Source organism: Propionicimonas sp. T2.31MG-18, assembly GCF_964266745.1.
Lineage (GTDB): Bacteria > Actinomycetota > Actinomycetes > Propionibacteriales > Propionibacteriaceae > Propionicimonas.
On the sequence record NZ_CAXWGX010000026.1, the window covers coordinates 223,819 to 236,659 of the forward strand.

A 12,841-nucleotide genomic window follows, 5' to 3' on the forward strand; every position below is an offset into this window, starting at 1 on the left:
TGGGGAAACGCAGCCTTCTCAGTTCTGGGGGGTGCGCGCCGATATGATCAACCGACCACGCGTGTGAGTTCTAGGGAGCAATGGTGAAGATCCGTCTCGACCGCGACGTCCTGGCCGAAGCAGTGCAGTGGGCAGCCCGCAGCCTGCCCACCCGTCCGAGCGTCCCGATCCTGGCCGGCCTGCTGGTGAAGGCGTCCGGCAACCAGGTCGTGATGAGCAGTTTCGACTACGAGACCTCCGCCCAGATCACGGTGAAGGCCGAGGTCGCGGACGAGGGCGTCGCCCTCGTCTCGGGACGCCTGCTGGCCGACATCGCCCGTTCGCTGCCGAACAAGCCGGTGGACATCTCGGCGGACGAGACCCGCATGGAGCTGGTCTGCGGCACCGCGCGCTTCACCCTGCAGACGCTCCCGGTGGCCGACTACCCGGCGCTGCCGGAGATGCCCGAGGCCACCGGCACGATCCCCAGCGAGGAGTTCGCGAAGGCCGTCGGCCAGGTCGTCGTCGCGGCCGGACGCGACGAGCTGCTCCCCGTCTTCACCGGCGTGCGCATGGAGATCGAGGGCGAGACCCTCTCGCTGCTGGCCACCGACCGCTACCGCATGGCCCTGAAGGAGCTCGACTGGGCGCCGCGCAGCCGGGGGGAGGGCGCTGCCCTGGTGCCGGCGCGCGTGCTGGCCGAGACCGCGAAGAGCATGACCGCGGGCGAGCAGGTGACCCTGAGCCTGTCTTCGGCGGCCACGGGTGACGGCCTGATCGGCTTCGAGGGCACCGGCGCGGCCGGCGTCCGCCAGATCACCACGCGCCTGCTGGACGGCGAGTTCCCGAAGGTGCGCCACCTGATGAACGTCCAGGCGAGCGTCAGCGTCCGCGCCAACACCGCAGAGGTGATCGCCGCGGTGAAGCGCGTCGGCCTCGTCGCAGAGCGCAACACCTCGCTGCGCATGCTCATCGGTGACGGCTCGATCACCCTCGAGGCCGCGACCGGTGACCAGGCACAGGCCGTCGAGGCGCTGGAGGCCATCGTCGAGCAGCCCGCCGGTGACTCCGGGATGAGCGCCGCCGGCTTCAATCCGCACTACCTGTCCGACGCGCTCGCGGCCCTCGACGCCCCCTACGTGCAGTTCTCGTTCACCCAGCCGGGCAAGCCCTGCCTGCTCACGGGCCTCAACGAGCTGGACGGGGAGCCGCTGGCCGACTACAAGCACGTCATCATGCTGATGCGCCTGCCTGCGTGAGATCCGACGTCGCGTCCGACCCCCGCCGCCCGAGCAGCGCCGGCGCGGGACCGACCACGCCGCCCCGGGCCTGACCATGTTCGTCACCCACCTGAGCCTGGCCGACTTCCGCTCCTACCCGCTGGCGGAGGTGCCGCTGGAGGCCGGCGTCACCGTGTTCACCGGCGCCAACGGCCAGGGCAAGACCAACCTGGTCGAGGCCGTCGAGTTCCTGGCCACGCTCGGGTCGCACCGCGTCGCCGCAGAGGCGCCACTGGTGCGGGCCGGGGCGCCGCGGGCGCTGGTGCGGGCGCGGGTGCAGGCCGGCCTGGACGACGCCCGGAGCCTGCTGCTGGAGATCGAGATCATCCCCGGACGCGCGAACAAGGCTGCGCTCAACCGGTCTCCGCTGCGGCGGCCGCGCGACCTGCTCGGCGCGCTGCGGGTCGTGCTGTTCTCGCCAGAGGACCTCGCGATCGTGAAGGGCGACCCGAGCGAGCGGCGCCGCTTCCTCGACGACCTGCTGGTGGCGCGCTGGCCGCGGCTGGCCGGCGTCCGCGCCGACTACGACCGGGTGCTCAAGCAGCGTTCGACCCTGCTGAAGTCGCTGTCCGGGCGCGGCCCGCGCGCGGTGACCGACGACGTCGCGGCCACCCTCGAGGTGTGGGACGGCCAGCTGGCCGCCTTCGGTGCCGAGATCGTCGCCGCCCGGCTCACCACGCTCGCGCAGCTGCGTCCACACCTCGTGGACGCCTACGCCGGGATCGCCCCGACCAACAACCTGGCCGGGGCGGCCTACCGCTCCTCCGCCGTCCCCGACGCGCTCGTGGAGCGGGTGGAGTCGGGGGACGCGGCCGTGCCGGACGTGGTCGGGCAGCTGCTGGCGGCCATGCGGGAACGGCGGGGCGAGGAGATCGCCCGCGGGCTGTGCCTGGTCGGCCCGCACCGCGACGACGTGACGCTGACCCTCGGTGACCTCCCGACGAAGGGCTACGCGTCCCACGGCGAGTCGTGGTCGAGTGCGCTGGCGCTGCGTCTGGCGTCCTTCCACCTGCTGCGCGCTGACGGGATCGAACCCGTCCTCGTGCTCGACGACGTGTTCGCAGAGCTCGACGAGACCAGGCGCGACCGCCTCGCCGACATGGTCGCCGACGCCGAGCAGGTGCTGATCACCGCCGCCGTGGCAGCCGATGTGCCGGCGAGACTGGCGGGTCGCCGGTTCGCGGTGCAGGCTTCCTCCGTGGTCCTCCTCGACGCCGACACCCCGCCCGTCCCGCCGGACGACGGCGACGTCACGGCCGCGCGCTGATGCCCGGACCGGACGACACCCGTCCCGACGGTGGCGAGCACGACCCGCAGGGCCTCGACGTCGCCCGGCGGATCGCCCGCGCCGCGCGCGGGGCTGCGCCGAAGCCGGCACCCAGGAAGAAGCCCACGGGCAGGCGCCCGGACGACCCGACGCCGCTGGGCGACCTGCTCAAGGAGGTCATCGCGGAGGAGGGGTGGACGCGCGAGGTCAGCGTCCACCAGCTGCTCGCACGGTGGCCCGCCCTGGTCGGCCCGGTGAACGCCGCCCATTCCGTGCCCGAGGGGTACGCCGACACCGTGCTGACCGTCCGCGCGGAGTCCTCGACGTGGGCGACCTCGCTGCGGACGATGGCGCCGCAGCTCGTGGCGGTGCTGAACGAGCAGCTCGGCCAGGGCACGGTGACCCGCGTCGTCGTGCTCGGACCCGAGGCGCCCACCTGGAAGAAGGGACGCCGTTCCGTCCCGGGCCGCGGCCCCCGCGACACCTACGGGTGACCCCCTCCACCCCCCTCCACCCCGCCGAGGGCCAGCCTTGTTGCCGAGGGCCAGCACCCCGGTACGGGCCCTCGGACGGAGGGCTGGCCCTCGGCAAGGTGGGGGACGAGCGACTACCGTCGAGGGATGCGGATCCGGCAGTGGGTGACCCCGGTGGTGCTGGCCGCCTGCCTGGCGGCCGGCGGGTGCACGCCCGCCACCACCGGCGGCGCGGGGCAGGAGCCGTCGGCCGGTGGAGCGTGGGCCGGGGGCGCCCCGCTAGGGACGCCGTCGGCGACGACAGCCGCGAGCGACCCCCGTCCCACCTCCCCGGCGACCTCCGCCCCTTCCGCCACGCCTCGCCAGCTGTGCACGGCGGCGCTGCCCCGGCGCACCCTGCTCGCCTGGGGGGCCGGCACGGTCGGGGAGTTCCGGGCCTACCGGTACGGGCCGGAGGGCCGGCGTCCGCCGCTGGCGAACGCCTTCCCCGGGCTCGGCGACGAGACTCCCGGCGCCTGGTGCGCGACCCGTCCCGCCCCGCAGGCCACCGCCTGGTGGGCGATCGTGCCCGGACGGGAGCCGAAGCGCGCACTCACGGTCGTGGGCACCGGCGAGGGCAGGCGCCTGGGTGAGGTGTCGGGCCCGCCCGCCGTCCCCTGAACCGGGAGGAACCTACCCGGAGCGGCGATTTGGACGTCTGCGGGCCCCGGATGCGTACCCGCCCCTGTACGAACCCCCGTGAGGGCCTCCGAAACGCCAATTCGGGCCTCTGAGGACCACATGGTGGGAGTTGGTGCGCGGGATTTTGTGGCCGATCAGGTAGAATCACGCGCGTATCCGAGAGTGCCGCCACTGTTCGAGTCGGTGGCGCTTTCTCATGTCCGAAAGGGAACACCTGAGTGACTGACGAGCCTATCGTCGCCATGTCCGCAGCAGAGGCGGCCCACGTCGCGGAGGGCAGCTACGACGCCTCCGCGATCACCGTCCTCGAGGGCCTGGAAGCCGTCCGCAAGCGGCCGGGCATGTACATCGGCTCCACCGGCGAGCGCGGCCTGCACCACCTGGTCTACGAGGTGGTCGACAACGCGGTCGACGAAGCACTGGCGGGCTACTGCGACGCCATCCTGGTCGAGTTGCTGGACGGCGGTGGCGTTCGCGTCACCGACAACGGCCGCGGCATCCCGGTCAAGGAGCACCCCAAGGAGAAGATCTCCGCGCTCACCGTCGCGCTGACGATGCTCCACGCCGGCGGCAAGTTCGGCGACGGCGGCTACAAGGTGTCCGGCGGCCTGCACGGCGTGGGCGTCTCAGTGGTGAACGCGCTGTCGGACTCCCTCACCGTGGACGTCTGGCGCGACGGCCACCACTGGCGCCAGAGCTTCAGCCTCGGCGACCCGAACGAGCCGCTCCAGCAGCTCGAGGCGAGCCAGGAGACCGGCACCACGGTCACGTTCTTCGCGAGCCCCACGATCTTCGAGACAACGAACTACTCCTACGAGACCCTGGCCACGCGCTTCCGCGAGATGGCGTTCCTCAACAAGGGCCTGAAGATCACCATCGCCGACCGGCGCTCGGCAGCGGTGGAGGAGGCCGACGAGGAGGACTCCGACGTCGAGCCGCGGCTGCGCGAGCAGACGTTCCAGTACGCCGACGGGCTGATCGACTACGTGAAGTACCTGACCGGCAACAAGGAGACCATCCACTCCTCCGTGATCGCGATCGACGCGATCTCCGAGGAGCAGCGGATGAGCCTCGAGGTGGCCATGCAGTGGAACTCGTCGTTCAACGAGAGCGTCCACACCTTCGCCAACACGATCAACACCCACGAGGGCGGAACCCACGAGGAGGGCTTCCGCGCGGCGCTCACCAACACGGTGAACAAGTGGGGCGAGACCTGGGGGATGATCAAGAAGCGCGAGGACCGCGTCTCCGGCGACGACATCCGTGAGGGCCTGACCGCGATCATCTCTGTGAAGCTGTCCGAGCCGCAGTTCGAGGGCCAGACCAAGACCAAGCTGGGCAACACCGAGGCCCGCTCGTTCGTGCAGAAGGTCGTCAACGACCTGCTCGGCGACTGGTTCGAGAAGAACCCGTCCGAAGGCAAGGACATCGTGCGCAAGAGCCAGGCGGCCGCGTCCGCCCGGCTCGCCGCCCGCAAGGCGCGCGACATGGCCCGCAGCCGCAAGGGCCTTCTGAACAAGGGGCAGTACGGCAAGCTGAGCGACTGCTCCTCGACCGAGCCGGCCGAGTGCGAGGTGTTCATCGTCGAGGGCGACTCCGCCGGCGGTTCGGCGAAGGGCGGACGCGACCCGCGGACCCAGGCGATCCTGCCGATCCGGGGCAAGATCCTGAACGTCGAGAAGGCGCGCCTGGACAAGATCCTGCAGAACAAGGAGGTCGAGGCGATCTTCAACACCCTCGGCACCGGCGTCCAGGACGACTTCGACGTGGACAAGCTCCGCTACCACAAGATCGTGCTGATGGCCGACGCCGACGTCGACGGCGCCCACATCCGCACGCTGCTGCTGACGCTGCTGTTCCGGTTCATGAAGCCGCTGATCAACGCCGGCCACATCTACCTCGCCCAGCCGCCGTTGTTCCGGCTGCGCTGGTCGAACGCCCCGCACGAGCTCGCGTATTCCGACGAGGAGCGCGACCGGCTGCGGGACGCCGGCTTCGCCGCAGGCAAGAAGCTGCCGAACGTGAACCCGATCCAGCGCTACAAGGGCCTCGGCGAGATGGACGCGGGCGACCTGTGGGACACCACCATGGACCCGGCCAAGCGCTCGCTCCTGCAGGTGACGCTGGAGGACGCGGCCGCCGCCGACGAGATGTTCACCATCCTGATGGGCGAGGACGTCGAGCAGCGCCGCAGCTTCATCCAGCGCAACGCCAAGGACGTCCGGTTCCTCGACATCTAGCCACCCACCCCGCTGGTCGCGCACGACGTGATCAGCACCCCGCACCGAGTCCGGCCGTTCCCACGGGATCGACGAGCCGGAGGCGACAAGGAGACACCGAATGACTGACGGCCCAGACGAGCCCCAGGTCGAGGAGCACACCGAGGACGTCCAGGCCCTCGCCCCGACGATGGCGAAGACCGAGGAGATCGACCTCCAGGTGGAGGTGCAGCGCTCGTACCTCGACTACGCGATGAGCGTGATCGTCGGACGGGCGCTGCCCGACGTCCGCGACGGCCTGAAGCCGGTGCACCGCCGCGTCCTCTACGCCATGTACGACGGCGGCTACCGTCCCGACCGCGGCTGGAACAAGTGCTCCCGCGTGGTCGGCGAGGTGATGGGCCTGTACCACCCGCACGGTGACTCGGCGATCTACGACACCCTCGTCCGGCTCGCGCAGCCGTGGGTGATGCGCCACCCGCTGGTCTCCGGCCAGGGCAACTTCGGCTCCCCGGGCAACGACCCGGCGGCGGCGATGCGGTACACCGAGTGCAAGATGGCGCCGCTGGCCATGGAGATGGTTCGCGACATCACCGAGAACACCGTCGACTTCAGCCCGAACTACGACAACCGCGAGATGGAGCCGACCGTCCTCCCGGCCCGGTGCCCGAACCTGCTGGTCAACGGCTCCACCGGGATCGCGGTGGGCATGGCGACGAACATCCCCACGCACAACCTGCGCGAGGTCGCCGAGGCCGTCCAGTGGTCGCTGGAGAACCCGACCGCGTCCAAGGAGGAGCTGCTCGAGGCGGCCATGGAGCGGGTGAAGGGCCCCGACTTCCCCAACGGCGCGCTGATCGTGGGACGCAAGGGCATCGAGGACGCGTACCGCACCGGGCGCGGCTCGGTGATCATGCGGGCGGTCATCGAGATCGAGGAGGACCGCAACGGGCGCACCCAGCTCGTGGTGACCGAGCTGCCGCACATGTGCAACCCGGACAACCTCGCGGTGAAGATCGCCGAACTGGTGAACGCCGGCAAGCTCAGCGGCATCGCCGACATCCGCGACGACTCCTCCGCCCGCACCGGGCAGCGCCTGGTGATCCTGCTGAAGCGGGACGCGCAGCCGCGCGTGGTGATGAACAACCTGTACAAGCACACCCAGCTGCAGGACACGTTCGGCTGCAACATGCTGGCCCTGGTCGACGACGTGCCGCGCACGCTGCGCCTGGACCAGTTCATCACCTACTGGATCCGGCACCAGATCCAGGTGATCCAGCGGCGCACCGCGTACCGGCTCGCAGAGGCGCAGAAGCGGGCGCACCTCGACCGCGGCCTGGTCGCAGCGCTGAACCGGCTGGACGAGGTGCTGGCGCTGATCCGGGCGTCCCGGACGGCCGATGCCGCGCGCGAGGGCCTCAAGGACCTTCTCGGCATCGACGACGACCAGGCGCTGCACATCCTGAACACGCAGCTTCGCCGGCTCGCCGCGATGGAGATCCAGCAGATCGTCGACCGGCTGGCCGAGATCGAGCGGCTGATCACCGACCTCAACGACATCCTCGCCCGGCCCGAGCGGCAGCGGCAGATCGTCTCCGACGAGCTGGCCGAGATCGTCGAGAAGTACGGCGACGACCGGCGGACGCGGATCATCGCCGCCGACGGCGACCTGTCCGACGAGGACTTCATCCCCGACGACGACATGGTGGTCACGATCACGCGCGGCGGCTACGCCAAGCGCACCCGCACCGACCTGTACCGCACCCAGAAGCGCGGCGGGAAGGGCGTCCGCGGGGCGTCGCTGCGGGCGGACGACGAGGTCGACCACCTGTTCGCGACCACCAACCACCACTGGATCCTGTTCTTCACCAACCTCGGCCGGGTGTACCGGGCGAAGGTGTGGCAGCTGCCGGAGGCCGGACGCGACGCGAAGGGCGGCCACGTGGCTGGCCTGCTGAGCTTCCTGCCCGACGAGCGGATCGCGGAGGTGCTCACGCTGCGCACCTACGACGACGCGCCGTACCTGTTGCTGGCCACCCGCAACGGCCTGGTGAAGAAGACCGAGCTTCGGGCCTACGACTCGCCGCGCCAGGCGGGCGTCATCGCGATCAACTTCCGCGAGGGCGATGACGAGCTGATCGGCGCGGCCCTGTGCAGCGCTGCCGACGACGTCCTGCTGGTGTCGCGCAAGGGGCAGGCCATCCGGTTCGCCGCGGACGACGACCAGCTGCGTCCGATGGGACGGGCGACGTCCGGTGTCACCGGCATGAAGTTCCGCGACGGCGACGCGCTGCTGAGCATGTCGGTGATCGGCGCGGACATGCCCGAGGACGACCGGTTCGTGTTCACGGTCACCGATGGCGGCTTCGCCAAGCGGACAGCGGTGAGCGAGTACCGCCAGCAGGGCCGTGGCGGCCTGGGCATCAAGGCGATGAAGCTCAACGAGGATCGCGGGTCGCTCGTCGGCGGCCTGGTCGTGCAGGAGTCCGACGAGGTGATCGCGATCAAGGTGAGTGGGCAGATCACCCGCTCGGCCGTGGCCGGGGTGCCGGCGAAGGGCCGCGACACGATGGGCGTGAAGTTCGTCGGCGTGGCCGAGGACGACGCGGTGTCGGTGATCGCGCTCAACCCCGAGTCCAGCACTGAGGACGACGAGAACGGCGCGGTTGTCCCGGACGCGAGCGCTGAGGGTACCGTTGAGCCCCAGAAGCCGACGGCGGCCACCGCCGCTGACGCCGAGGAGGAGAAGGGTGACTGAGCGACAAGGCACCGTGGACGGTCAGTCCGAGGAGGCCGGCACCGCGCCGCAGTGGCGCGTGGAGGGCTCCGATTCCGACGCGTACGGGGACGGTGGCCTGGGCGACACGGTCGTCCGGATCCCCGTGATCACCGACGACAGCCCCAAGCCCCCGGCCCGGCCGCGGACCCGCACCGGCCGCACCGGCAACCAGCCGAAGGTCGGCGCGGACGGCCACCCGGTCGCGTCCACGTCTGCCCCTGCCAGCCAGGCACCGGCCGCGCAGCCCGCCCCGGCGCAGCCGAAGCCGCCGCTGGACTCCCCGACCGTGGTGACCGCGCCCGTTGCTGCTGCTGCCATGGCGGCGCCGGCGCCCGTCCTGCCGCCCCCGCCCACGTTCGGCCCGCCGCAGTCGTTCGCCGAGCCGACGATCGCCCAGCCGATGGCGCAGCCGGTCAAGCCGGCGCCGTCCCCGGCCGCCGCGGGCGCGCCGGCGTCCAAGACCTCGACGCTGCGCCGCAGCCGCAAGGCCCGGCTGAGGCTGGCGAAGGTCGACCCGTGGTCGGTGATGAAGACGGTGTTCCTGTTCTCGATCGCCTTCGGGATCATGTTCTGGGTGTCGGTGTCGGTGGTGTGGACGGTGCTGGTGAACTCCGGCCTGTTCGACGCGATCAACAAGCAGATCGTCGACCTGCTCTCCAGCCCGACCAGCCAGGCCACCTGGCGCATCGAGGACTACGTGAACGCCAACAAGGTGCTCGGCATCACGGCCCTGCTCGCCGTGGTGAACGTGGTGATCTCGACCGCGCTCGGCACCCTGACAGCGTTCCTGTACAACCTCAGCGCCAACATCCTGGGCGGTCTGGAGCTCACCCTGTCGGAGGACTGAGGGCTGAATCCGTCCCACCGGCGCCGCTCAAGTTGAGCCTGTCCACCGGAGTCGGTAACGTTTCCTCCTGCGTGTTCCGCGCAAGCGGGCCTATAGCTCAGACGGTTAGAGCGCTGCCCTGATAAGGCAGAGGTCACTGGTTCAAGTCCAGTTAGGCCCACCATCGCGTCCGCACTCGGTTCGAGTGCGATGGCATCCCGTGATCACCCTCCCGGCAGCCGACCTGGCCCCTCACAACCAGGTATCTCGCGCCCCCTCCCTCCCACGCTCCGCAAAGTGGACCGAAACCACCGACATCGGCGGTTTCGGTCCACTTTGGCGTGGTGGGGAGGCGGGGGGCGTGAGTTGGGGGGGAGGTGCGTGTTCCACCCGGCGCCGGGCATCGCGGGGCTCGGGGGTGCTTAAACGTTTGCGCATGGTGGTGGAGGTCTGCTACTGTCCACTTAAACGTTTATGCATCGAAGGTGACGCAGTGGACAGACAGGTGTTCTCGAAGCCGGCCGATGGGTGGGTGGGCGACGTGATCCCGTTCGCCGACGGGTCCCGCGCGCAGCTCTACTACCTGCACGACGCGCGGGATCCCCGACGTCCCGGAATGGCGTGGCACCGCTACGAGACCGCCGACTTCGCCGAGTACGAGGACCGCGGGGAGGCGTTGCCCCGAGGAAGCGCGAGCGCGCCGGACCTGAACGTCTACACCGGCAGCATCGTCGAGGCCGACGGGCTCCTCCACGCCTTCTACACCGGCTACAACGCCGCCGTCCACGACGCCGGCCACCCGGCGCGCCAGCTCGTGATGCACGCCACCCGCGCCCCTTGGGACGAGGCCTGGACCAAGCAACCAGCGCACACCTTCGGCGCCCCGGAGCACTACGAGCCGGTGGACTTCCGTGATCCGTTCGTCTTCCGCCCCGATCCGGACGGGCCGTGGCGCCTGCTCGTCATCGCCCGGCGGGCCGAGGGGGCCGACCGCCGTCGTGGGGTCATCCTCGAGTACACCTCAGACGATCTGGCGGCGTGGACACTGCAGGGCGAGTTCTGGACGCCGAACCGCTACGTGGCGATCGAGTGCCCGGAGGTGTTCGCGTTCCAGGGACGCTGGTACCTCGTCTTCTCCGAGTTCTCCGATCGCTTCGCCACCCACGTCCGCGTGGGGCCGACCCACCGCGGCCCGTGGTCGGTACCGGCCCTCGACACGATCGACGGCCGGGCCTTCTACGCGGCCAAGTCGCTGGAACTGCGGGGACGCCGCTACTTCGCCGGCTGGGTCCCGACGAGGGCGGGCGGGGCCGACGACGGCGCCTGGGAGTGGGCGGGTTCGCTCGCCGTGCACGAGGCGACGAGCCTGCCCGACGGCTCCCTCGCGGTGCGGATGCCGGAGGCGCTGCGGTCGAGCTTCGCCCGGCCGGCCGCGCTGGACCTCGACCCGGTCGTGGGGGAGTGGACGCGGGCCGCCGGAGGACTGACCGTCTCCCGGACCGACGGTGCCGCCGCCGCGGTGAGCCCGCCCGTGCCCGACCGGTACCTGTTCGAGGTGACGATCGAGGCGACCGCCGGCACCGTCGAGTGCGGGGTGGTCCTTCGAGCCTCTTCCGACGCGTCCGAGGGCTACCTGATCCGCATTGAACCGCGGCGCAACCGGCTGGTGTTCGACCGGTGGCCCCGCCTGCGCACCGGACCCGCCCAGTGGCAGATCTCCGGCGACGTCCCCTTCGCCCCCGAACTCGAGCGTGACCTCCCGGAGGCCGGGGGTCGCTATCAGCTGCGCATCGTCGTCGAGGGAACCATCTGCGTCACCTACGTGAACGACCAGGTCGCGATGAGCGCACGCATCTACGACCACCGCGCCGGCGGAATCGGCCTGTTCGTCGGGGACGGAACCGCCAGCTTCACCGATATCTCCATCGCAACCAGATAGATCACACTCTCTCAAGGAGGAGAAGGAACCATGAAGAAGCACCTTGCCGCTCTCGCCGGGGCGGTGACAGCACTCGGGCTCGCCCTCGCCGGCTGCTCCGGGCCGGCCGCACAGCCCGCGCCCACCGCGACCGAGATCGTGCCGCGGCAGATCTCCTGGCTGCTGTCGCGACCCGCCGACGGGTCGGTCATCACGATCGTGAAGAAGCTCGCCGAGGAGTACGCGGCCACGCACCCGGGCTTCTCGCTCAACCTGATCACCACGCCTGACCGGCCGTCCTACCTGCAGAAGCTGCAGACCCTCGCCGCGGCGAACCAGCTGCCCGAACTCTTCGACACCGACGCCACGCCCTTCACCCAGAAGCTGGTGAAGCAGGGGAAGCTGGTCGACGTCGAGGCGATGCTCACCGACCTCGGCCTGCTCGACAAGTACCGCCCGCTCGCGCTCGACTACCAGCGGTTCGACGACAAGGGCCTCTACATGGTGCCGTTCGAGTTCGAGATGGAGTTCTTCTGGTACAACAAGGCCCTGTTCGAGAAGGCAGGGGTCGGTGTTCCGAAGACCCTCGACGACATCGCCACGCTGTGCAAGCCGCTGCGCGACTCCGGCGTGATCCCGATCTCCGTCGACGGCCAGGACGGCTGGCCCCTGCTCCGCTACATGTCCTACTACCCCTTCCGCGTCGCCGGCCCGGACTACATCGACCAGCTCAAGCGCGGCGACGCCAAGATGGGCGACGAGGTGGGTTCGAAGGCGGTGAACTGGATGGCGTCCCTCGGCTCCAGCGACTGCTTCCAGGACGGCTTCTCCTCCCAGGGCTACACCGATGCACGGGACCTGTTCACCAGCGGCAAGTCCGCCATGTACCAGATCGGTACCTGGGAGCTCGCCAGCCTGACCAGCAAGGACCTGCCCGCCGACGTCCGCGACAACGTGGACTTCTTCACCCTTCCCACCGTGGACGGCGCGGTCACGGCCGACAACGAGTACACCGTGGTGTCCGGCATCGGCATGGCCGTCAGCAAGCAGACCTACGACCCGCTGATGAAGGACTTCCTGAAGTTCGTCCTCGACCGCTACTCCGAGCGGCTCGCGCAGTCGGGCCACCTGACGCCGATGAAGGGCTACGAGCCCACGATCCCGGCGGGCTCGAGCGAGCTGTACAAGCGGGCCCTCGCGGAGGTCGACAACCTCGGCGACCGGATCGCCTTCCCCTGGGACACCAAGCTCGACCCCACGACCAACACCCTCATGCAGCAGGAACTCACGCTGCTCGTCCAGGGCGACAGCACGCCGGAGGCGTTCACGCAGAAGATCGATGCCTCGATCGCCGAGAACGGTCCCAAGTTCTTCGGCTGACCCACCCGCCGGGTGTCGCCCCTCCCCTCGGGCGGCACC

At 70.3% G+C, this 12,841-nt stretch carries 9 protein-coding genes and 1 tRNA gene; all 10 read left to right on the top strand.

Annotation, left to right across the window (positions count from 1 at the left end; all coding sequences use genetic code 11):
* Positions 1–83: 83 nt before the first annotated feature.
* The 10 genes from dnaN (at position 84) to ACFQQJ_RS11660 (ending at position 12,802) form a co-directional block, all read left to right on the top strand.
* Positions 84–1,238: a DNA polymerase III subunit beta gene (dnaN, locus tag ACFQQJ_RS11615; protein WP_377106657.1), complete on the top strand. Its 1,155-nt coding sequence runs from the start codon at positions 84–86 to the stop codon at positions 1,236–1,238.
* Between the two features lie 76 nt (positions 1,239–1,314).
* Entirely contained in the window at positions 1,315–2,526 is a 1,212-nt protein-coding gene (gene recF, locus ACFQQJ_RS11620) for a DNA replication/repair protein RecF (protein WP_377106659.1), read from the top strand.
* Positions 2,526–3,020, top strand: coding sequence for a DUF721 domain-containing protein (locus ACFQQJ_RS11625; RefSeq protein ID WP_377106660.1), 495 nt, complete (start codon positions 2,526–2,528; stop codon positions 3,018–3,020). The genes recF and ACFQQJ_RS11625 overlap by 1 nt, the downstream gene beginning before the upstream one ends.
* Positions 3,021–3,146: 126 nt before the next feature.
* Positions 3,147–3,659 (top strand): hypothetical protein, encoded by a 513-nt coding sequence (locus tag ACFQQJ_RS11630; RefSeq protein WP_377106661.1) that lies wholly within the window; start codon positions 3,147–3,149, stop codon positions 3,657–3,659.
* Between the two features lie 263 nt (positions 3,660–3,922).
* Positions 3,923–5,920, top strand: coding sequence for a DNA topoisomerase (ATP-hydrolyzing) subunit B (gene gyrB, locus ACFQQJ_RS11635; RefSeq protein ID WP_377107055.1), 1,998 nt, complete (start codon positions 3,923–3,925; stop codon positions 5,918–5,920).
* Positions 5,921–6,089: 169 nt separating this feature from the next.
* Positions 6,090–8,657, top strand: a complete 2,568-nt coding sequence (gyrA, locus tag ACFQQJ_RS11640; RefSeq protein ID WP_377107056.1) for a DNA gyrase subunit A — start codon at positions 6,090–6,092, stop codon at positions 8,655–8,657.
* Positions 8,650–9,525 carry a DUF3566 domain-containing protein gene (locus ACFQQJ_RS11645; protein WP_377106663.1) on the top strand — a complete coding sequence of 292 codons (876 nt, stop codon included), beginning with the start codon at positions 8,650–8,652 and terminating at the stop codon, positions 9,523–9,525. Before gyrA ends, ACFQQJ_RS11645 begins: the two co-directional genes overlap by 8 nt.
* 86 nt (positions 9,526–9,611) lie before the next feature.
* A tRNA-Ile gene (locus ACFQQJ_RS11650) sits at positions 9,612–9,688 on the top strand.
* Positions 9,689–9,997: 309 nt separating this feature from the next.
* Positions 9,998–11,443 (top strand): GH32 C-terminal domain-containing protein, encoded by a 1,446-nt coding sequence (locus tag ACFQQJ_RS11655; RefSeq protein ID WP_377106665.1) that lies wholly within the window; start codon positions 9,998–10,000, stop codon positions 11,441–11,443.
* 30 nt (positions 11,444–11,473) lie between these two features.
* Entirely contained in the window at positions 11,474–12,802 is a 1,329-nt protein-coding gene (locus ACFQQJ_RS11660) for an ABC transporter substrate-binding protein (RefSeq protein WP_377106667.1), read from the top strand.
* Positions 12,803–12,841 lie beyond the last annotated feature (39 nt).